General features: G+C 26.7%; 22 protein-coding genes, 1 tRNA gene and 1 other annotated feature. Of the genes, 19 read left to right on the forward strand and 4 right to left on the reverse strand.

Annotated features, from left to right (window positions below; all coding sequences use genetic code 11):
• Positions 1-26 precede the first annotated feature (26 nt).
• Positions 27-761, forward strand: a complete 735-nt coding sequence (locus tag ACFYH6_RS06930; RefSeq protein WP_416179532.1) for a glucose 1-dehydrogenase — start codon at positions 27-29, stop codon at positions 759-761.
• Between the two features lie 288 nt (positions 762-1049).
• Positions 1050-2297: an HD domain-containing phosphohydrolase gene (locus ACFYH6_RS06935; protein WP_416179533.1), complete on the forward strand. Its 1248-nt coding sequence runs from the start codon at positions 1050-1052 to the stop codon at positions 2295-2297.
• A gap of 34 nt (positions 2298-2331) precedes the next feature.
• Here the strand turns inward: ACFYH6_RS06935 and ACFYH6_RS06940 are convergent.
• Positions 2332-2407, reverse strand: a tRNA-Met gene (locus ACFYH6_RS06940).
• A gap of 245 nt (positions 2408-2652) precedes the next feature.
• Between ACFYH6_RS06940 and ACFYH6_RS06945 the strand changes: the two genes are divergently transcribed.
• The 9 genes from ACFYH6_RS06945 (at position 2653) to ACFYH6_RS06985 (ending at position 11048) form a co-directional block, all read left to right on the forward strand.
• Positions 2653-3642: a questin oxidase family protein gene (locus ACFYH6_RS06945; protein WP_416179534.1), complete on the forward strand. Its 990-nt coding sequence runs from the start codon at positions 2653-2655 to the stop codon at positions 3640-3642.
• A 95-nt stretch (positions 3643-3737) separates the two neighbouring features.
• Entirely contained in the window at positions 3738-4208 is a 471-nt protein-coding gene (locus ACFYH6_RS06950; RefSeq protein ID WP_416179535.1) for a GNAT family N-acetyltransferase, read from the forward strand.
• Positions 4209-4425: 217 nt separating this feature from the next.
• On the forward strand, positions 4426-5178 hold the full coding sequence (locus tag ACFYH6_RS06955; protein WP_416179536.1) for a molecular chaperone DnaJ: 753 nt from the start codon (positions 4426-4428) through the stop codon (positions 5176-5178).
• A 289-nt stretch (positions 5179-5467) separates the two neighbouring features.
• A complete protein-coding gene (codB, locus tag ACFYH6_RS06960; RefSeq protein WP_416179537.1) occupies positions 5468-6721 on the forward strand; it encodes a cytosine permease in 1254 nt (417 codons plus the stop codon).
• Positions 6722-6733: 12 nt separating this feature from the next.
• Positions 6734-7999 (forward strand): cytosine deaminase, encoded by a 1266-nt coding sequence (gene codA / locus ACFYH6_RS06965; protein WP_416179538.1) that lies wholly within the window; start codon positions 6734-6736, stop codon positions 7997-7999.
• Positions 8000-8090: 91 nt separating this feature from the next.
• The gene (locus tag ACFYH6_RS06970; protein ID WP_416179539.1) at positions 8091-8843 is read left to right on the forward strand and encodes a GNAT family N-acetyltransferase; all 753 of its coding nucleotides are present in this window, start codon (positions 8091-8093) and stop codon (positions 8841-8843) included.
• A 137-nt stretch (positions 8844-8980) separates the two neighbouring features.
• Positions 8981-9595 carry a TraR/DksA C4-type zinc finger protein gene (locus ACFYH6_RS06975; RefSeq protein ID WP_316345441.1) on the forward strand — a complete coding sequence of 205 codons (615 nt, stop codon included), beginning with the start codon at positions 8981-8983 and terminating at the stop codon, positions 9593-9595.
• 178 nt (positions 9596-9773) lie between these two features.
• Entirely contained in the window at positions 9774-10763 is a 990-nt protein-coding gene (locus ACFYH6_RS06980) for a hypothetical protein (protein ID WP_416179540.1), read from the forward strand.
• Between the two features lie 15 nt (positions 10764-10778).
• Entirely contained in the window at positions 10779-11048 is a 270-nt protein-coding gene (locus ACFYH6_RS06985) for a helix-turn-helix domain-containing protein (protein ID WP_316345437.1), read from the forward strand.
• Between the two features lie 90 nt (positions 11049-11138).
• On the opposite strand, the gene ACFYH6_RS06990 is transcribed toward ACFYH6_RS06985, so the two are convergent.
• The gene (locus ACFYH6_RS06990) at positions 11139-11618 is read right to left on the reverse strand and encodes a DUF6241 domain-containing protein (protein ID WP_416179541.1); all 480 of its coding nucleotides are present in this window, start codon (positions 11616-11618) and stop codon (positions 11139-11141) included.
• Between the two features lie 162 nt (positions 11619-11780).
• Here ACFYH6_RS06990 and ACFYH6_RS06995 point away from each other — a divergent pair, with 162 nt between their 5' ends.
• The 5 genes from ACFYH6_RS06995 to ACFYH6_RS07015 are packed head-to-tail and all read left to right on the forward strand — an operon-like array spanning position 11781 to position 15314.
• The gene (locus ACFYH6_RS06995) at positions 11781-12671 is read left to right on the forward strand and encodes an ABC transporter ATP-binding protein (RefSeq protein WP_416179542.1); all 891 of its coding nucleotides are present in this window, start codon (positions 11781-11783) and stop codon (positions 12669-12671) included.
• A complete protein-coding gene (locus ACFYH6_RS07000) occupies positions 12664-13464 on the forward strand; it encodes an ABC transporter permease subunit (RefSeq protein WP_416179543.1) in 801 nt (266 codons plus the stop codon). Before ACFYH6_RS06995 ends, ACFYH6_RS07000 begins: the two co-directional genes overlap by 8 nt.
• Positions 13465-13485: 21 nt before the next feature.
• Positions 13486-14784: a DUF2812 domain-containing protein gene (locus ACFYH6_RS07005; protein ID WP_416179544.1), complete on the forward strand. Its 1299-nt coding sequence runs from the start codon at positions 13486-13488 to the stop codon at positions 14782-14784.
• Entirely contained in the window at positions 14781-14921 is a 141-nt protein-coding gene (locus ACFYH6_RS07010; protein WP_316344586.1) for a hypothetical protein, read from the forward strand. Before ACFYH6_RS07005 ends, ACFYH6_RS07010 begins: the two co-directional genes overlap by 4 nt.
• A gap of 18 nt (positions 14922-14939) precedes the next feature.
• Complete coding sequence (locus ACFYH6_RS07015) at positions 14940-15314, forward strand: DUF2500 domain-containing protein (RefSeq protein ID WP_316344585.1); 375 nt, start codon at positions 14940-14942, stop codon at positions 15312-15314.
• Between the two features lie 89 nt (positions 15315-15403).
• Here the strand turns inward: ACFYH6_RS07015 and ACFYH6_RS07020 are convergent, their stop codons facing one another.
• Positions 15404-15649 (reverse strand): spore coat protein, encoded by a 246-nt coding sequence (locus tag ACFYH6_RS07020; protein ID WP_416179545.1) that lies wholly within the window; start codon positions 15647-15649, stop codon positions 15404-15406.
• Between the two features lie 13 nt (positions 15650-15662).
• Positions 15663-15836, reverse strand: a complete 174-nt coding sequence (locus ACFYH6_RS07025) for a hypothetical protein (protein ID WP_316344583.1) — start codon at positions 15834-15836, stop codon at positions 15663-15665.
• Between the two features lie 108 nt (positions 15837-15944).
• Positions 15945-16166: a binding site (T-box leader), on the forward strand.
• A gap of 164 nt (positions 16167-16330) precedes the next feature.
• Here ACFYH6_RS07025 and aspS point away from each other — a divergent pair.
• From aspS to ACFYH6_RS07040, 3 genes are all read left to right on the forward strand, one after another.
• Positions 16331-17617 carry an aspartate--tRNA(Asn) ligase gene (gene aspS / locus ACFYH6_RS07030; protein ID WP_416179546.1) on the forward strand — a complete coding sequence of 429 codons (1287 nt, stop codon included), beginning with the start codon at positions 16331-16333 and terminating at the stop codon, positions 17615-17617.
• Positions 17618-17847: 230 nt separating this feature from the next.
• Positions 17848-18189: a DUF3784 domain-containing protein gene (locus ACFYH6_RS07035; protein ID WP_416179547.1), complete on the forward strand. Its 342-nt coding sequence runs from the start codon at positions 17848-17850 to the stop codon at positions 18187-18189.
• Between the two features lie 149 nt (positions 18190-18338).
• Positions 18339-19637, forward strand: coding sequence for a VanW family protein (locus ACFYH6_RS07040; protein ID WP_416179548.1), 1299 nt, complete (start codon positions 18339-18341; stop codon positions 19635-19637).
• Positions 19638-19659: the final 22 nt, after the last annotated feature.

Genomic DNA, 19659 nt, shown 5'->3' on the forward strand with positions numbered 1-19659 from the left:
ACAGATTAACTTAGGAGGATATATTAATGGAACGTTTAAAAGATAAAGTTGCTATTATTACAGGAGGAGCACGTGGAATGGGTGCATCTCATGTAAGACTATTTGTAAGTGAAGGAGCAAAAGTTGTATTTACAGATTTAAATGAAGAAGAAGGTAAATTATTAGAAGAAGAACTAGGTAGTAATGCAAAGTTTATTAAACATGATGTTACTGATGCTTCAGGTTGGAATAAAGTTGTAGAAGAAACTGAAAAAATATTTGGACCAGTTAATATTTTAGTAAATAATGCTGGAATATCTATGAATAAATCTATTTTAGAAATTACAGAAATGGAGTATAGAAAAATTGTAGATATAAATCAAGTATCTGTTTTTCTTGGAATTAAGGCAGTAGCTCCATCTATGAAGAAAACAGAAACAGCTTCAATAGTTAATATTTCATCTATGAATGGAATGGTAGGGGGTGCAATTGGTTATACAGATACTAAGTTCGCAGTTCGTGGAATGACAAAGGCAGCAGCACTTCAATTATCACCATATGGAATAAGAGTTAACTCAGTACATCCAGGTGTAATAGAAACACCAATGGTTACTGAAGGAGAAGCCTATGAAACAATTAAGAAGTTTGCTAAACAAATTCCAATGAGAAGAATGGCTAAACCTGAAGAAGTTTCAAATTTAGTTCTTTACCTTGCTTCAGATGAATCAATATATTCAACAGGAGCTGAATTCGTTATAGATGGTGGATTAACTGCAATGTAGTTAGTTGTTTATAAATGATAGATATGCAGTTATTTACTCTAATATATGCATATCAATTGAATATTTAATTTTTTTAGATAATAAAAGCAGACTTGTGTCTGCTTTTATTTTTGCAAAAAACTAAACTTATTTTAGAAATAAATATTCTATAGTTAAAAAGTGATATTAATATATTCTTATACTATTTTTTATATTAAAATTCTATCTAAATATCTTATGTTTAAAATTACGTTGAAAAATAGTAAAATATTAGTATAAAAAAATAATGAAATTATTCCGGGGTGGAAAATGCAAAAAGTAAGTTTAAAAAAGATATTAATGGTAATACAAAGATGCTTAAATATTATGGATGAAAGAATGGTAGGTCATGGTGAAGAAGTATCCTATATAATGTATAAATTATTAAAGGCTTCTAACAGCTATACTGAAGATGAAATATTAAGACTTATGGAAATTGCAATTTTCCATGATATAGGTGCATATAAGGTTGAAGAAAGAAATGAAATTTTAGATATTCATTTAAGTAACCCTATTAATCATGCTGTTTATGGATCACTATTCATTAAATACTTTTCACCATTATCTGATTTAGCACCAGTAGTTTTAGGTCATTCTATGAATCCTGAAGATTTAGATTATGAAAAGAAAAAAATAATTCCTAAAGAAGCCTTATTATTACATTTAGCTGATTTAATTTCTATTTTAAATATTAGGAACAAAAGAATGGAGAAAAGTTGGATAGTAGATATTTTAGGAGAAAAAGCACTTCCAGAGCATAAGAACTATTTTGAGATTGCATGCACTAAATATAATTTGTTAGAGAATATTCAAGATAATAGATATTTAGAAGAACTATACAAAGTATTTGACAATGTATTATTAACTAGAGAAGAAGTAATAAGTTATATAAGAATGTTAACATATGCTATTGACTTTAGAAGTGAATCCACTGTTATACATACGATAACTGTTGAAGAAGTGAGTTTTCAAATAGCCAAAATACTTAATATAGATGAAAATGAGGCTAGAAGAATAAGAATTGCTTCAATGATACATGATATTGGTAAAATAGCAATACCTGTGGAAATTTTAGAAAAGAAAAGTAAGTTAACAGATGAAGAATATGAAAAGATAAAGGAACATGCTATAATTGGATATAAAATATTAAGTGAGTTAGGATTAGATGATTTAAGAGATATAGCTACATTGCATCATGAAAAATTAGATGGGACAGGATATCCTTTTGGGCTAAAAGGAGAGGAGATTCCTTTTGAGGCAAGAATAGTGGCAATAGCAGATGTAGTTAGTGCTCTTGTTAATAAAAGAAGTTATAAAGATGAGTTTTCTAAGCAAGATGTAATATCAATATTATTGGATATGGCATTAAATAATAAAATTGATAATGAAATTTGTAATATAGTAATAGATAACTATGACTATATTATGAATAATGTAAGGCAAAATACAAAAAGAATGTTGACTATATATAAGGATTTAATGAAAGAATATAAAGGTATTTTGAATTACTTTAGATAATAAAAAAACCTTACAGTAATAGTAAGGTTTTTTTTGGTTGCGGGAGCAGGACTTGAACCTACGACCTTTGGGTTATGAGCCCAACGAGCTACCAACTGCTCCATCCCGCGATATTAAATTACATAGTAGCTTTGCTAACTTGTATCCTTAGTATATGCTTAGAAGATATTAATGTCAAAATCATATAGCATCATATTAAGGCATAGGATGACAAGAGGTGCTTTAGAAGAGCAGATGATGTTAAATACTATGAAATAAGAAAAAATTAAATTAAAATCTATATATTCATTTATATTGACAATCATTACCATAGTAGTAAAATGAAGTTGAGAATAATTTTCAATGGGAGGTTAATATGTTTATAGATTTTTTTGATAAATATAAAGATTATGCTAGTGATTATAATGGAGGATTGTCTAATCATATACCAATGGTAAGTTATTCACTATATGAATTAGGAGTTCCCTTTAATGAGATAGATAAATATTTAAATACTACAGTTGAAAGAATAAAAATATCAAAAGAAGATTTCACTAAACTATATAATATAGATAATGATAATTTTGAAAAATATTTAGGACTTAAAGATTCCTTTGGTTCATATTATGATTATTTTTCTAAAAAAATAAATAAATCTAATTATTTAGAGGTAATAGGAGAGATTTTACCTATCTTAATTAAGGGAGTTGCAGCTCGTGCTTTTCATCCATTAATTAGGCTATCCTTTGCTGTAAGAAGTGAAAATAAGGAAGAGGTTATAAAATCATTAAGCTATTTTGCTTCAACCTTTGTACCACATAAATTTGATACATTACCATCTATAACAGAAAATCCATTATATGATTTAAAAGTATTAGCAGAATCAGTTAAGAATGAAAGTTTTAGTGGAAATTTAATTGCTGATAGGATAGAGAAAATATATAACCTTCAAGGCTTTAAGAAAAATGCCTTTACTTTAAAAGGAGATTATAAAGAAGTATTATCACAATTAGATAAAATTATAAATAAATTATTTGTGGAAACAAAGAATTTTACAATTTTGCATGCAGTAACTTCTAAGGAAGCAATTAAAACTTTATTACCTTTAGTTAAGGATAAGGAATATTTATTACAAAATTATTGGATAGCAATTTTATCAGCTTATATATCAATAGATAGTCCTAAAATTAAAGACTTAAACATTGATATACCAGAGGATTTACCTGACTTTAGAGAAATAATAAGAGCTAATATTGAATCAAAGAATGATCATTCAATTAAGATTGCTAATAGCTGTAGAATTGAGTTTGAAAGATCGGGAGATGAAGTATATAAATATATAGCTTATTTAAGAGCTTATAATTAACGAAGAAGCCTTCTGAGATAACTTGGAAGGTTTCTTTTTTATTAGTATAATTATATTAATAAATAATAGTAAAATATGTTAAAAGGTGAATTGATATGAATAAAGAAAATGTTGAGGTTACTATATTACTGGGGGAAGAAGAAGATATAGATGAGATAGAATTACTTTATAATGAGATAAATGATTTCCTAGCAAAAGGAGTAAATTATCCTGGTTGGAAAAAGGGCACTTATCCAATTAGAGAAGATGCTATAAAGGGTATTAGTGAAGGAAATTTATATATAGCAAAGTATGAAGATAAAATTGTAGGAACTGTAATTTTAAATCATGAACCAGAAGAGGCATACTATAATGCAAAATGGAAAAGCGATGATAACTACAACGAAATATTAGTCCTTCGTACCTTTGCTATAAATCCAAACTATTTACGATTAGGAATTGGGGGAAAATTAATGGATTTTGCATATAGCTTTTCAAAAGAAAAAAATATGAAATCAATAAGATTAGATGTTTATGAAAAAAATGAGCCTGCAATTAAATTATATGAAAAGTTAATATATAATTAAGAGTGATAGCATTATTTTTGAAAAAGTATTAGATTAATAAAATATAAGGTTAAGAATAAAAGTCTAAGAGAGGTTGTTTAGCTTTCCTAAGCTTTTTGATTATATAACAAAAGAAATAGGACAAAATTACCTTTTTATTCATTTATAAATATTGATATAATAAATGTTAATCAAAAGATAGGGGATATATTATTTTTATATAATATGGAGATGAAAAATGGAAAGTTATAAGATTTTAGGCATTGATGAAAATGCTTCAATGGAAGAAGTAAGACAAGCCTATGAAAATAAGGTAAATGAAATAAAAAAAGAAATAATTAATGAAAAAAGAGCTAAAGCTTTTATAGAGGTATTTGATAATGCCTATGAAGAGATAAAAGTAGAAAAAGAAAAAATTCAAAGTCAGGAAACTACAGTTATAAATATTAAAAAAATTAATTCAGAACAAAAATCTAAAAATGATATAATTACTAATAAGTGTGAAGAAGATGAAGAAAACTTTAAAAATAATAAGATAAAGAAAAAGCCTTCTTCAATTAAATCATCAAGAAACAATTATAATAAATCTATAAAAAGTGGTAATAAGGATAAAAAAGATAACTTAAAGAGAAGAAACAATAATAAGAAAAGAGAATTAAAAAAAGAAGATAATTCATCTATAGGCACATTAATTCAATTTATATTAAAAGTATTAGCATTACCAATAATAGTAATTTTAACAATATTAATATTTTTATGTAAAGTAATAAATTTAATTTCTTGGATTGTAACTAAGATTATAATAATAGGATCAATTGCAGCTGCATCTATACATGGATATCAAGTCTATATTGGACAACCTATGTATTATGAGATATTTATAGGTTGTGCTATAGCATTTTTAGTTGCTTTATTATTACCAAGTATATTAAAAATAGTTCCATCATTATTAGAGAAAATAAATAATAAATTAAAAGATTTTGCTTTTTAATTTAATTTGCATAAATTTAAGTGGAATAAGAATTAATTACCATAAGAAATTTGTTGACATCCCTTAAAGATTAAATATATAATTGTTTCAAGAAAACTAGTCCTTTAAATTTAGTCCAGAGAGACTAACAAGGTCGGAGATAATACGGCAGATAAAGTAATTAGATAGTATAAGCTTTATTTATATATCTAATTTTAAGTATTACGACCTTTCTAAATAATAGAAAGGTCGTTTTTTTATGAAAATAAGTACTGGTTTTCCTTAAATATATATTTAGGGGGATTTCAAAATGGAACAAACAATAATAGTAGAAGAAAATATTAAGAACAATGATCATGATTATGAGTTATCACATGTAGATAAAAGAGATAAAAAAGGATTCCTTTCAATGTTTGTTGTTATGCTTGGATTTACATTTTTCTCAGCAAGTATGTTAACAGGTGGAAATTTAGGAACTGGATTACCATTAAAGGATTTCTTTATAGCAGTACTTATAGGAAATTTAATATTAGCCTGTTACACAGGAGCATTAGCATATATAGGAGCAGATTCTGGACTTTCAATGCATTTACTTGCTAGATATTCCTTTGGTGAAAAAGGTTCATATTTAGCATCCTTTATAACTAGTATTACACAAATAGGTTGGTTTGGTGTTGGAATAGCCATGTTTGCAATACCTGTAGCAAATAGATTTAATATAAATTTATATTTATTAGTTGCAATAACAGGAATACTAATGACAGCTACAGCTTATTTTGGAATTAAATCTTTAACAATATTAAGTGCAATAGCAGTACCAGCAATAGCAGTATTAGGTAGTACATCGGCAGTTATGGCAGCAAATTCAGTAGGTGGAGTTCAAGGCTTAATGAATATTCAGCCAGAAAATAAAATGGCATTAGTAACAGCAGTAACTTTATGTGTTGGATCATTTATAAGTGGGGGAACAGCTACACCAGATTTTACAAGATTCTCAAAAAATAAAAAGGTAGCAGTATCAACTACAGTAATAGCTTTCTTTATAGGAAATTCATTAATGTTCTTATTTGGTGCTATAGGTGCAATGGTTACAGGTAATTCAGATATAGCAGATGTTATGTTTTCACAAGGTTTAATATTACCTGCAATATTAGTACTAGGATTAAATATTTGGACAACTAATGATAATGCTATATATACATCAGGATTAGGGCTTTCGAATATTACAAAGTTACCTAAGAAGAGACTAGTAATAATTGGGGGCTTAATAGGAACAATAGGAGCAATTTGGTTAAATAATAATTTTACTGAATTCCTTACATTCTTAAACTCAATGTTACCTCCAGTAGGTGGAATAATTATGGCAGATTTCTTCTTTGTAAAGAAAAGAAAATATGAAAGAATTGAAAAAGCAAAATTTGAAAAAGTAAATTGGATTGCTATAATAGCTTTCTTAGCAGGATTTATAGTTGCAAATGTTGTACAAGTAGGAGTTATAGCATTAAATGCAATAATAACAACAATGCTAGTATATATAATAGGAATGAAAATAACTAAAAAATAAGGTGATGATATAATGTTAATTAAAAAAGTAAGACTTTTAGATAGAGAAGGATTATTTGATATAAGAATAGTAGATGGAAAATTTACAGAGATAAATGAAAAAATAGAAGCCTTAGAAAATGAAGAAATAATAGAAGGAAATGGAGCCTTAGCTTCAGCTCCTTTTATAGAACCTCATGTTCACTTAGATACAACTCTTACAGCAGGAGAGCCTAAATGGAATAAAAGTGGAACTCTTTTTGAAGGAATAGAAAGATGGTCAGAAAGAAAAGAGTTTTTAACTAAGGAAGATGTTAAAACTAGAGCAAAGAAAGCTATAGAATGGCAAGTAGCAAATGGAATTCAATTTATAAGAACTCATGTAGATGTTACTGATGAAAGCTTAGTTGCATTGAAAGCAATGGTAGAAGTAAGAGAAGAAATGAAGGACTTTGTTACACTACAAATAGTAGCTTTCCCACAAGAAGGAATACTATCATATCCTAATGGATTAGAGTTAGTTGAAGAAGCTATAAAATTAGGGGCAGATGTAATAGGGGCAATACCTCACTTTGAATTTACAAGAGAATATGGTGTAGAATCTATAAATAAGATTTTTGAATTAGCTAAAAAATATGATGTATTAGTAGATGTTCATTGTGATGAAATAGATGATGAACAATCAAGATTTTTAGAAGTAGTGGCAACAAGAGCTTTAGAAACTGGACTTAAGAATAAGGTAACAGCTAGTCATACTACAGCAATGGGATCATATAATAATGCATATACATATAAATTATTTAGATTACTAAAAATGTCTGGAATAAATTTTGTATCTAATCCATTAGTAAACACTCATCTTCAAGGAAGATTTGATACATATCCTAAAAGAAGAGGAATTACAAGAGTTAAGGAGCTTAATGAAGCAGGTATAAATGTATGCTTTGGGCATGATGATATCTTTGATCCATGGTATCCAATGGGAACAGGAAATATGCTTGAAGTAGTTCATTTTGGATTACATGTATGCCAAATGATGGGCTATGATGATATAAATGAATCACTTAAATTTATTTCAACTAATAGTGCAAGGACTTTAAATATTGAAGATAAATATGGAATAGGAATAGGTAAGCCAGGGAATTTAATTTTATTAAATGCTGAAAGTGGTTATGATGCTATTAGAAGAAGAGCAGAAGTATTATATTCTATAAGAGAAGGAAAAGTAATAGCTAAAACTATTCCAAGTAAGACTTTTGTAAATATTAATGAAGAAAAAGAAGTAAACTTTAAAAAATAATATATGTTAAAGAGTTAGTGTAAAGCTAACTCTTTTTTATTGATGTTTATAATTTAGAAATATATAATTTAAAAAAAGGAGTTGAGAATATATGGAAAATGGTGATGTTTTAATTAAAGTTAAAGAACAATTATCAAAGGATTATAATTGTACAATTGATGACTTTAATAATAGTGAAAATTTAATTACGGATTTAAAGGAAATACTTGGCGCAAGAAAATATAATAATGATAAAGAAATATTAAAAATTTTAATATTTAATGGTAAGTTAGTAGTATCAGCAGATGAAGCTATTAAAAGATGGTGTACAGAGAATCTATTAAAGTTTCCAGGAGAGTGGCTATTTTTGTATTCTGTATTAAGAAGAATAGATAAAAAATTAAATGAATTTTGTTATGAAATAGAAGATACCCATCATTATTATTTACCTATAGATAATAATGATGTAGGAAGTAAAAATTTTAATTTAAAATTTTATGAAAAGGATGAGATATTACAATTCAAAGAGGATAGTCGATTTGATGAAGCCTTTGCTTTTAATGAAAATTATCCAGACGTACTTGCAGTTGCAGCTTTAGATGATGAAGGAAATATTTTAGGAATGGCGGGAGCAAGTGAGGACTCTGATATAATGTGGCAAATAGGAGTTAATGTTTTACCTGAGGCAAAAGGTAAAGGAGTTGCAACCACAATAGTAAAAGCTTTAAAAAATGAAATATTTAATAGAGGAAAGATACCTTTTTATGGTACAGTTGAATCTCATATAATATCACAGAAAGTTGCTTTAAAATCGGGGCTTTATCCAGTATTTGCAGAAGTGAAAATAAGAAAAATGTGTAAGTAAAAATGAAGAAGTTCTTAATTTTTCTCCTTTATTGTTTATTTATGGTATAATTATAAATAACTTCTATAAATAAGTTTATTAAAAAAAAATCTTTTAGGAAGAATATAATTAGATATTATTTTGAAAGGATGATTTGTATGAATAGAGAAGAACTTCAATATTTTAAGGATAAACTTAATAAAGAAAAAAAGAGAGTTACAGAACTTATTGACCAATTAGATGAAAATGGAGTGACTAAATATAATGCTGAAACTGCAAGTGAATTATCATTTTATGATAATCATCCAGCAGATATAGGTAGTGAAACCTTTGAAGTTGAAAAGGGAAGAGCATTAGAAGCAAACGAAATGTCACTACTAGACAAGATAGATGATGCATTAAGAGCTATAGAAGATGGTACATATGGCAAATGTAAATCCTGTGGTAAGGATATTGATAGAGGAAGGCTAGAATTTTTACCTTATGCAGTAAATTGTATTAAGTGTCAAGATAGTATTAGCGCTGTTAAAACTTATAATTCAAATCAAAGGGTAGTAGAAGAAAGTGTAATTGGTAAAACCCTTGCACATAGTTATCAGCATGGAAATAAAGATGAAGTAGGTTTTGATGAAGAAGATAGTTATCAATCTGTAGGAAGATTTAATGATGTTAGAAATACACCAGAATATGACTATCATCATGATGATAGTAGTTATGTTGAAGAAATTGAAAAAATAAGTAATGAGCATTATAAAAATCAATTGCCAGAATAAAATTTATAAAAATAATATAGAAGTAGCTAATTTGTTAATTAGCTATTTTTTTATTTATAAAAAATAAAACAATTTAATTTTGGAATATATTTACAAAATAATCCTGTAGTAGTATGATTAAGTAATAAGTAGTAAGTAGTAAGTAAATTAAAATATTAATTTATGGGAGTGTTTATTTATGAGAGAATTAAAATTATCACAATGCTTTTCTATGATTATATTAAATGCACAAGATAGCATTAATATGACCACTATAAAAAAGCTTTCAATTCGATGTATTGCTGCAGCAGTTATTCTTGAAACCTATTTAGAAGGTGAGTTTATTAATTCAAAGGATAAGCTGTGTTTAAAAAGATCAACTTTATCTAAGTCTAATATAACCTTATATCAGGAAGCTGTTTTAAAACCACTTTTTAATAAAAGTGAAAAACTAGAGGAAGATTTAAATTGGTGGTTAACAAAAGCTTCTAATTTGTCTAGTAAAAATTTAAAAGCACTTGAGAAAAAAATAACTGATTCTTTAAAAGGTAATAATTATATTGAAGAAATCCCAAGTTTATTAGGCTGCGATTTATTTTATAAAACTTCTGGATTGTCTCTTAAAGAATATAGAAGTAATTCAAATTATTATTCTAGAATTGTTGAAGGAATCAAAGCTGAGGTACTTGAAGATGGAGAAATAAGTGACGAAAGTGCAATTTTTTTATGGCTTCTTAGAGAAAGTGGCTCTATGTATGATATATTTTCTAAAGGAGATATGGAATTAGTTCATAATAAAATGAATAGTTTATTTACAAGAAATAAATTTTTAAAGGAGCTTTATAACATTCATATTCATCATGGGGTAGAACTAGCAGTTAAGGGATTTTTAAATATGAAGAGAAATGCAGTAAAAACTCCAGAAGGAACAGGAATAAATTTTATATTTCCAATGATTGATCGTTCCCAATCTATATTTATTGATGCTGAAGAATGGTTACCTAATTCAAAAGAAAGATTAGAAGATGTTAAGAAAAGATTAGAAGAATCTGGACACTCATATACTATTGTGCGTGGTGGAGATGTACCTCTAATAAAAATAGATAATATATTATATGAGGCAATACCAGAAGCAATTGGAGGAAGAATTCCAATACATGGAATACGCCTTAGAAGATATCCAATTTAAAGGAGTTAGAAGGTAATGTCTAGACAACGATCTATAGAAAAAATTTTAAAATCAGAATACATTACAATTGGAGAACTTGTTAGAATTACGAATTCTAGATATAGTACTCTTAAATTTTATACTGAAGAGGCAATTTTACCTTTTGAACAAGAAGATGAAGGCTTAACAAGAAGATTTAAAAGGGAGGCTTCAATAAAGAGAATTGAAGAAATAAAAGAATTAAAAAAACAAGGATATAGGGTAGATGAAATAAAAGAGTTATTAATAGAAGTTAATAAAAAATAACTTTAAATTATATTATAATGGGTATTTGGGATAAATATTATATTCTTAATAAGTTAAAAATCTAAGTAAATATAATATTTATCCTATTTTTTACTCTTTTAAAGTGGTAGCTTTACCTACAGTTCCACCAAGTTTCTTCCAAAAGTAATTATGTTCTTCTACAGCTTGAGAAAAATCATTATTTTCCCATCTAGTAAGGACTTCTAACATATAATCCCTGTCCTTATAATCAACTTTTTCTATTAAGCTTTTTAAAGAGGCAATATATTCAGGATCCATTTCGATTTTTCCCCAAATTTGATTATCTTCAGCTATAATTTTAGTATTACTCATCCTATGAAGGATATCATATATGTTTTCAATAGGATAATAATCACTATCTTTAACTTCATTTAATTCTTCGCTAGAAAGTTCTTTATCAATTTTTTTGATTTCAGATATATTAGACTTAGCATCAAAATTACCAGAATCAATTTGTTTATAAATAATAAATGAAAAAGCACCAATAGCTATAATAAAAATAATAACTAAGATAGTAATAAATACTTTACTTTTAAATATATTTTTCATTGAATCACCTCTAAATATTTTTCTATAAATACATTATATTCCAAATACACTATTATTAAAATACATATACAAAAATTAACAAATATAATTGAGTATATAATAAATATATAGTATAATATAACTTATTAAATGGTACTAATTTAAATGCTTGGAGGGATTATAATGAATGTAATAGAAATTAAAAATCTTACTAAGGATTATGGAGATAAAAAAGGAATATTTAACATAAATTTTTCAGTGAAAAAAGGAGAAGTGCTTGGGTTTCTTGGACCAAATGGGGCAGGGAAAACCACTACAATTCGTCATTTAATGGGTTTTTCAAAAGCTGATAAAGGAAGCTCTAGCATTAATGGATTAGATTGTTTTGATAATTCTAGTGAAATACAAAAATTCCTTGGATATTTACCAGGAGAAATTGCTTTTTTAGATGACATGACAGGAATAAAATTTATAAAATTTGTTGCTGAAATGAAGGGGATTAAAGATTTATCAAGGGCAAATGAATTGATAAAAAGATTTGACTTAAATGCTAATGGAAAGATAAAAAAGATGTCTAAGGGGATGAAACAAAAAATAGGAATTATATGTGCATTTATGCAGGATCCTGATATTTTAATATTAGATGAACCAACTAGTGGATTAGATCCATTAATGCAAAATGAATTTATTAAATTAATTGCAGAAGAAAAAGAAAAGGGTAAAACTATATTAATGTCTTCCCATAGCTTTGAAGAAATAGAAAAAACTTGTGATAGAGCTGCTATTATAAAAGAAGGAAAAATAGTAGCGGTTGAAAATATAGCTACTTTAAAGGAATCTAAGCAAAAGATTTATAATATAACCTTTGAAAATGTAAATATGGCAAAGGAATTTATAAAAGAAGGCTTTAAAGTAAAGGAAACCTCAGATAATAATGTAACTATAGCTATAAAAGGAGATATTATGCCTTTTATTAAAGCATTATCAAAGTATAAAGTTCTAAATTTAGAATCATATACTCAAAGTTTAGAAGACTTATTTATGCATTTTTATGGAGGTGAAAATAATGATTAGCATTCCACTATTAAAAAGAGAAATTAAATCAAATTATAAACTTTTTATAATTTTTGCAGCTGTATTAACTATGTATATATCTGTAATTATTCCAATGTTTGATCCAGAAATAGGTGAGGCACTAGCTGAATTTGAAAAAGCTATGCCAGAGATGATGGCAGCCTTTGGAATGACTAACTCAGGAACTACACTAATAGAATTTATAAATACTTATTTATTTGGATTTTTATTTATTGTATTTCCAATGATATTTGAAATAATAATAGCTAATAAACTTATTGCAAAATATGTTGATAGTGGCTCTATGGCATATCTTTTAGCAACACCAAATAAAAGAGGAAAAATTGCAATAACTCAAGGAATATTTTTATTAATATCTATAGGAATTTTAATAGCATTTATTACTTTAGTTGGAATAATTTCTAGTGAAGTGTATTTTCCAGGAGAGCTTAATATTAAAAAGTATATTTTACTTAATGTAGGCCTATATTGCCTTCATATAGCAATAAGTGGCTTAGGATTTTTTGCATCTTGTATTAGCAATGATACAAAGTTATCTTATTCCATAAGTGCTGGTATTCCTATTGGATTTTTTATAATTCAACTTTTAGCTAATATGGGTGGAAGATTAGATAACTTTAAATACTTTACAATTTTTTCTTTATTTAATACAGATAAGTTAATAAAAGGTGAAGCATCTGGAATATGGATGGTGATCGTTTTACTAATATTAGGATTAGTATTGTATATAATTGGTATAATGCGATTTAATAAAAGGGATTTACCTTTGTAAAATATAAAGGGGGATATTTAATTGAGATTTGGGGATATAAAAATAGTTTTAATAGATTTTTATTCTTTTGAAATAAGTTCTATAGAAACTTACCTAGAAAAAATGGCTCTAGAAGGATGGAAGCTAGAAAAACTATCAAACTTATATATTAAGTTTAGGAGGACTCAGCCAAAGAGTATAAAGTATACAATAGATATTGTTGATGGAATTACATCCTATGGGGAAGCAGATAGTGCTGTTGTATTAGAATATAGAGAAAAGCTAGGAAGCACAGAATGGAATTTTTGCTGTGAGTATAATAACCTTCAAATTTTTTATAAGGAAAATGCCATTGAGAAAAATTCTATAAGTAATAAAGGTATTACAGAAAAAAGAGTGTTATTTAAAGATTCTCTTAAGAATATAATTTGTAAATTAGCTTTAATGGGGCTTTATGTATATACAAATTATTTAACAATAGCTAAGGGAAGGAACTTAGAATTTTTAGCTAATAATGAAAATTTAGTGATGAACTTTATTTTTATTAGTGCATTTATAGTGTGTATTATAGATTTACTTAGACTAATAAAATTTAGGCTAAGAATTACTTATAAAGATGAAAATAAAAATATCTATTGGATAAGATTTAAGGGAATAGGTATCTTCATTATACTATTATTGGCAGCATTATTTTTTATGGCTTTACTTTTAACAAGTAGTACAGAAGATTCTAATATTGCCATATCTATTTTGTCAATAATAATTAGTGTTTTATTATTTTCATATCTATTACAGAATAAAAAAGATAATGCAAAGAAAAAAGTAACAATATCATCAATATTTATTATACTTATTACAACTATTTTTATTATCAATAATTTTTTTATTGATAATATATTTAAAAATAAAAGTATGGCAGCAAAGAGTAAACAATATGCACTAGGATTAAAAGATTTTAATGATGAAGCTATTACTGAAGAGGATATATATATTGATGAAGAAAGTAGCTTTATTGCTAATAAAATCTTTTATACAGCTAATGGAAAGAAGATGAAGTTATCCTATGAGCTTTTTGAAAGTGATTACGAATTTATGGTAAAATGGAATTTCAATAAAATGATGGATTGGTTTAAAAAGCAAGATGTTTTTTATTATGAAATAAAAACTAACTTACCAGTTGAAGTTAATGTTTATGTAAATGAAAAAGCAAATAACTATATTATTACTTCAAAAAATAAATTAATAGAGATAATAGGGTTAGAAGAAGAAAGTAATAAGGAAGATATTTTAGATATAGTTTATAATAAAGTTTTTAAAGATGAAATGGAGGAAAAAATTTGAAAGTAGCAGAAGAAAAAATTTGCCCTATTTGTGGCGAAATAATGGAAGAATATAAATATGCCTATGATAATAATCAATATGGAAAGAAATATTATAAATGTAGTCAGTGTGGACATAAAGAAAATACAATGGGGTAATTAATTGGGGAGGTTATTATGTATAATGAGTTTAATTCCTTTGATTCTTTTTCAGCTATGTTTAGTATAGTCTTTATTTTAATAATTGGTGTGATTATATTTTCAATAATAAGAGGAATTAGTGAATGGTCCAATAACAATAAGCAACCTATAATACCAGTAAATTCAAAGGTTTCATCAAAGAGAACTTCAGTTAGCCATCATAATCATAATACAGGAGATAATATGATGCATACTTCAACTTCAACTACCTATTATGTAACATTTGAATTTGAAAATGGGGAAAGGTTAGAATTCAATGTATCAGGAAAAGAATATGGACTTATTTCAGAAGGTGATAAAGGAGTATTATCATTTCAAGGTACTAGGTTTATAAGTTTTGAAAGAAAGTGATTACTTTTAGTATGAAGGATATAAATATTATATAACTGCGACTTAGAGTTTGCGAAGTCGTGAGGAATATATTATTTATATCCTTTTTTTTATTGCATAGTAAATTTTTGTTTAGTTTGTTGAATTTTTTGTTGTTCAACTTGCTCTGATGGATACCATCCTTTAGCTTCCATCTTTTTATATACTTCATGCTGTATTTTTAAAGTTTCATGTAGTAAATCATGAAACACTTGATGAATATTTTCAGTAGAAGCTTCAGTGGTAGCATGTAAATACATATCAGTTGCGCCTTTGGTTAACTGAAGTATGTTTTCATATAAGCATTTATCATCCATTTTATAGTCCTCCTTATAATAGTGAAAATAGTTTGCCAAATAACTCTTTATGCTTAGCCTCATATTGAGTAACTAATGTTTTTAGTTCATCATCTTGTAGTTTAGTTGCTGTTTCCTTACATAGAGTTTCCATAAATTTTTCATGTCCTAAACCATCAGCTATATAAAGTAATTCTTTTGAAGTCATAATATATCACCTCCAACTATAGTATGTTTTAATTATAAATTATATATTCTAAGGAATATTATCTAAAAACTATTGACAGAAATTATAAAAAGGAATATTATATATTAAATAAATTCTAAGAAGGGAAGAGTAGATATATACGTAATCCTTAGCGAGTGAAGGAAGGTGAAAGCTTCACGATGAAGTAATATCGAAAGACATCCTGGAGAAGCTTATCTGAAATGAAGTAGGATAAGACGTGTTCTAGCGTTAATGGATTAGAGATAGTTTTAATATTATTATATTAAGCTAAATTAGGATGGTACCGTGAACTAAACCTTCACTCCTATTTTTGGAGTGAAGGATTTTTTGTTTTAGATATTATTTTTAATTAGGTATATTCTATAAGCAGTTATAATTTATTAAAATTAATAAGGGTGGTACCGCGAATTATTTGCCCCTTAAGCAGACGTGCTTAAGGGGATTTTTTTATTATTTAGAAAAGGAGATTTATAATGGAAAGAATTATAGTTAGTGAAATTAATAAATTTATAGAGAAAAAAATAAAAGTTGAAGGATGGGTTTATAGAATAAGGAAGCTTAAAGAAATAACATTTTTAATTCTTAGGGATAGAAGCGGATTAGTTCAATGCGTAGTTGAAAATAAATCTATAAATATAGATAATATTAGTCTTGAATCAGTAATAAGTGTATTTGGAAAAGTAAAAGAAAGTAAAAACGCCTTAAATCCCTTTGAAATACTAATAGAAGAAATAAATGTTGTTAGTGAAGCAGAAGAACTTCCAATTGAAATAAATAAAAAGGAGTATAATGCTAGCTTAGAAACTACTTTGAATAATAGAGCCATAAGTTTAAGGCATGAAAAAATAAATTCAATTTTTAAAATACAAAATATTATAGTTCAAAGCTTTAGAGAATTTTTAATAGAAAAAGGCTTTACAGAAATTTTTACTCCTAAAATAGTGGCAGAAGGAGCAGAAGGTGGAACAGAACTCTTTAAGGTTAATTACTTTGAGAAAATAGCTTATCTTGCTCAAAGTCCTCAGTTTTATAAGCAAATGATGGTAGGAGCAGGCTTTGAGAGAGTTTTTGAAGTAGCTCATGTTTATAGAGCTGAAGAGCATAATACAAGTAGACATTTAAATGAGTATGTTAGTATGGATTTAGAATTTGGCTTTATAGAAGATGAATATGAAATAATGAATTTAGAAGAAGAGCTTATAAAATATATTCTAAATTCTGTAGAAGAAAAAGGTAAGAAATATTTAGAATTATTAAATGCAAAGCTTCCTAGAATTCATGGTAGTATACCTAAAATAGAATTAAAAGAAGCTATAAAAATAATAGAAGCTAAGTATAATAAAAAAGGATTGGAAGGTGATTTAGATCCTGAAGCAGAAAAACTTATTTGTAAATATGCTAAGGAAGAATTAGGTTGTGAGTTTATATTTATAACTAATTATCCAAGGGAAAAGAGACCTATGTATACAATGCCTTTAGGAGAAGAAGGAACTAGAAGCTTCGATTTATTGTTTAGAGGAGTTGAAATTACATCAGGTGGACAAAGAATTCATAATTATAATATGCTAATAAACAGTATGAAGGAAAAAGGACTAAACCCTAATGACTATGAAGGATATACAGAAATATTTAAATATGGAATGCCAAAACATGGAGGATTAGGAATAGGACTTGAAAGAATTACAGCACAGTTATTAAATTTAAGTAATGTAAGAGAAGCAACTTTAATCCCAAGAGATAGAACAAGAATAACTCCATAAAAATTTATAAAGAATATCTATTTTGTTTTTAGGATATAGCTTTTATTTTAAAAAATAGATATTCTTTTTTATATCTAACAGTTTATAGATAGAAAATCAATGATATAAATATTATAGTAATTAAGAAATTATAATTATAATAATTACTATAATGGGAAAATATGTTATAATAAAAATATATTTAGGTTGAAAACATTGTGTAAATATATCTAATTAAAGGTGAACTTAAAATGAGAAATGTAGATATTTATGGGCTAGTTATAATTACATTATTTATGGGGGGATTTCCCTTGTTTTTAGGTTGGGTAATTAAAAGTCAAAATGCAGGAGATATGTTAAATGGATTTGATAGAAAAAAATATGATAAGAATAAAGTGTCTAGAATAATAGGTTCAGATATATTTAATACTGGATTGTTAGTTATTTTATTAGGTGGTTTTGGTATTTTTTTAAGTAGTAAATTATATAATTATATAACTTTTATACAAATTAGTATTGTGATAATTGGCATTATAAAGATTATGTATGATATGGAAAAGAAATGTAAGAGAAAAAGTAATAAAAAAATATAAAATATTTTATGGAATATATTTACATATAAGATAAGCATTGTTATTATTTTTATATGACAATAATTTAAATTATTATAAAAAGGTTAAGCAAAAAAGGGAGGGAATTGTAGATTAATCGGAATAATATTAGGGGTTAAGGAGATAAATGAATGGATAATAATGTTACACCAAAAACTAATGAAATAGTTTCAGAACCTAAGAGTAAAATAAAAAAGATAGTATTTTTTATAGGATTAGCTTTAGTCTTATTAGCAACATCTATATTTATTTATGTTAATATTCAAAATAGAAAGCTTGTAAACAGTTATGAGAATAAGATATATCCAGGAACCTTTATTTTTGATAAAGATGTTTCAGATATGACAAAAAGTGAATTGCATAAAGTTGTAGAGGATATGGTAGCTGATATTTCAGGAAAAAAAATAACTGTAGCTGTGGGAGAAAGTAGCTTTGAAAAAAGCTATGTAGATCTTGATACAACAATAGATTATGAAGCTTTTGAAAATGAAGTTTTAAGTTTTGGTAAAGATAAAAGTTTTAAAGAACAACTTAATTTAATTAAAGAACCACAAAATAGAACTTATGAGTTTGAAATAAAATATAGTGAAGATAAATTATCTGAGTTTTTAGATACAATAGCAAATGAAGTTAATATAAGCCCACAAGATGCAAGTATAAGTGTAAAATGGGGAGCTGTAAATGTAACGCCTGGAGAATTAGGATATGAATTGAGTAAAGATGCATTAGCATCTAATATAAAAGCTACATTAGAGAATGTTAAGAGTGAAAATAATGTTTCAATAAAAGGAGAGTTAAGTGAAGTAAAGCCAGCAATAACTACAGAAGCATTACAATCAGTAGATAAAATGATATCTACTTATACAACTTATTTTGATGCTGGCCCTAGTGGGCATAACATCCAAAGAGGATCAGCTATGATTGGAAATGTACTACTTATGCCTGGAGATACATTTTCCACTGTAAATGCTATAGGTCCTACAACAAAAGCAAATGGATTTGTTGAAGCTAACACTTATCTTAATGGTAAAGTTGTACCAGGCCTTGGTGGAGGAGTATGTCAAATATCTAGTACAATATATAATGCTGAATTAAAAGCAGGTATATTGCCAGATTTTAGAACATATCATGAAATGATAGTTAAGTATGTACCACAAGGATTAGATGCAACTATAGGTGATGAATGGCCAGATTTAATATTCACAAATCCTTATGAGTATCCTATAGTAGTTAATGTATATTCTACTGGAAATTCAGTTACTGCTGAGTTTTGGTCTAATAGTCAAGCTACTGGAGGCATATCATATGTAGCAAAGGCTTATCAAACAGGAGCATTATCTGCAGATGCGTATCTTTATGGATATAATGCTGCAGGAGAGTGTATATCAGAGAGATATTTAGATAGTAGCGTTTATAAGCCATTTAATTAAAATATACTAAAAGAGATGTCAT

Source organism: Clostridium sp. HCS.1, from assembly GCF_047900555.1.
In the GTDB taxonomy this organism is placed as follows: domain Bacteria; phylum Bacillota; class Clostridia; order Clostridiales; family Clostridiaceae; genus Clostridium.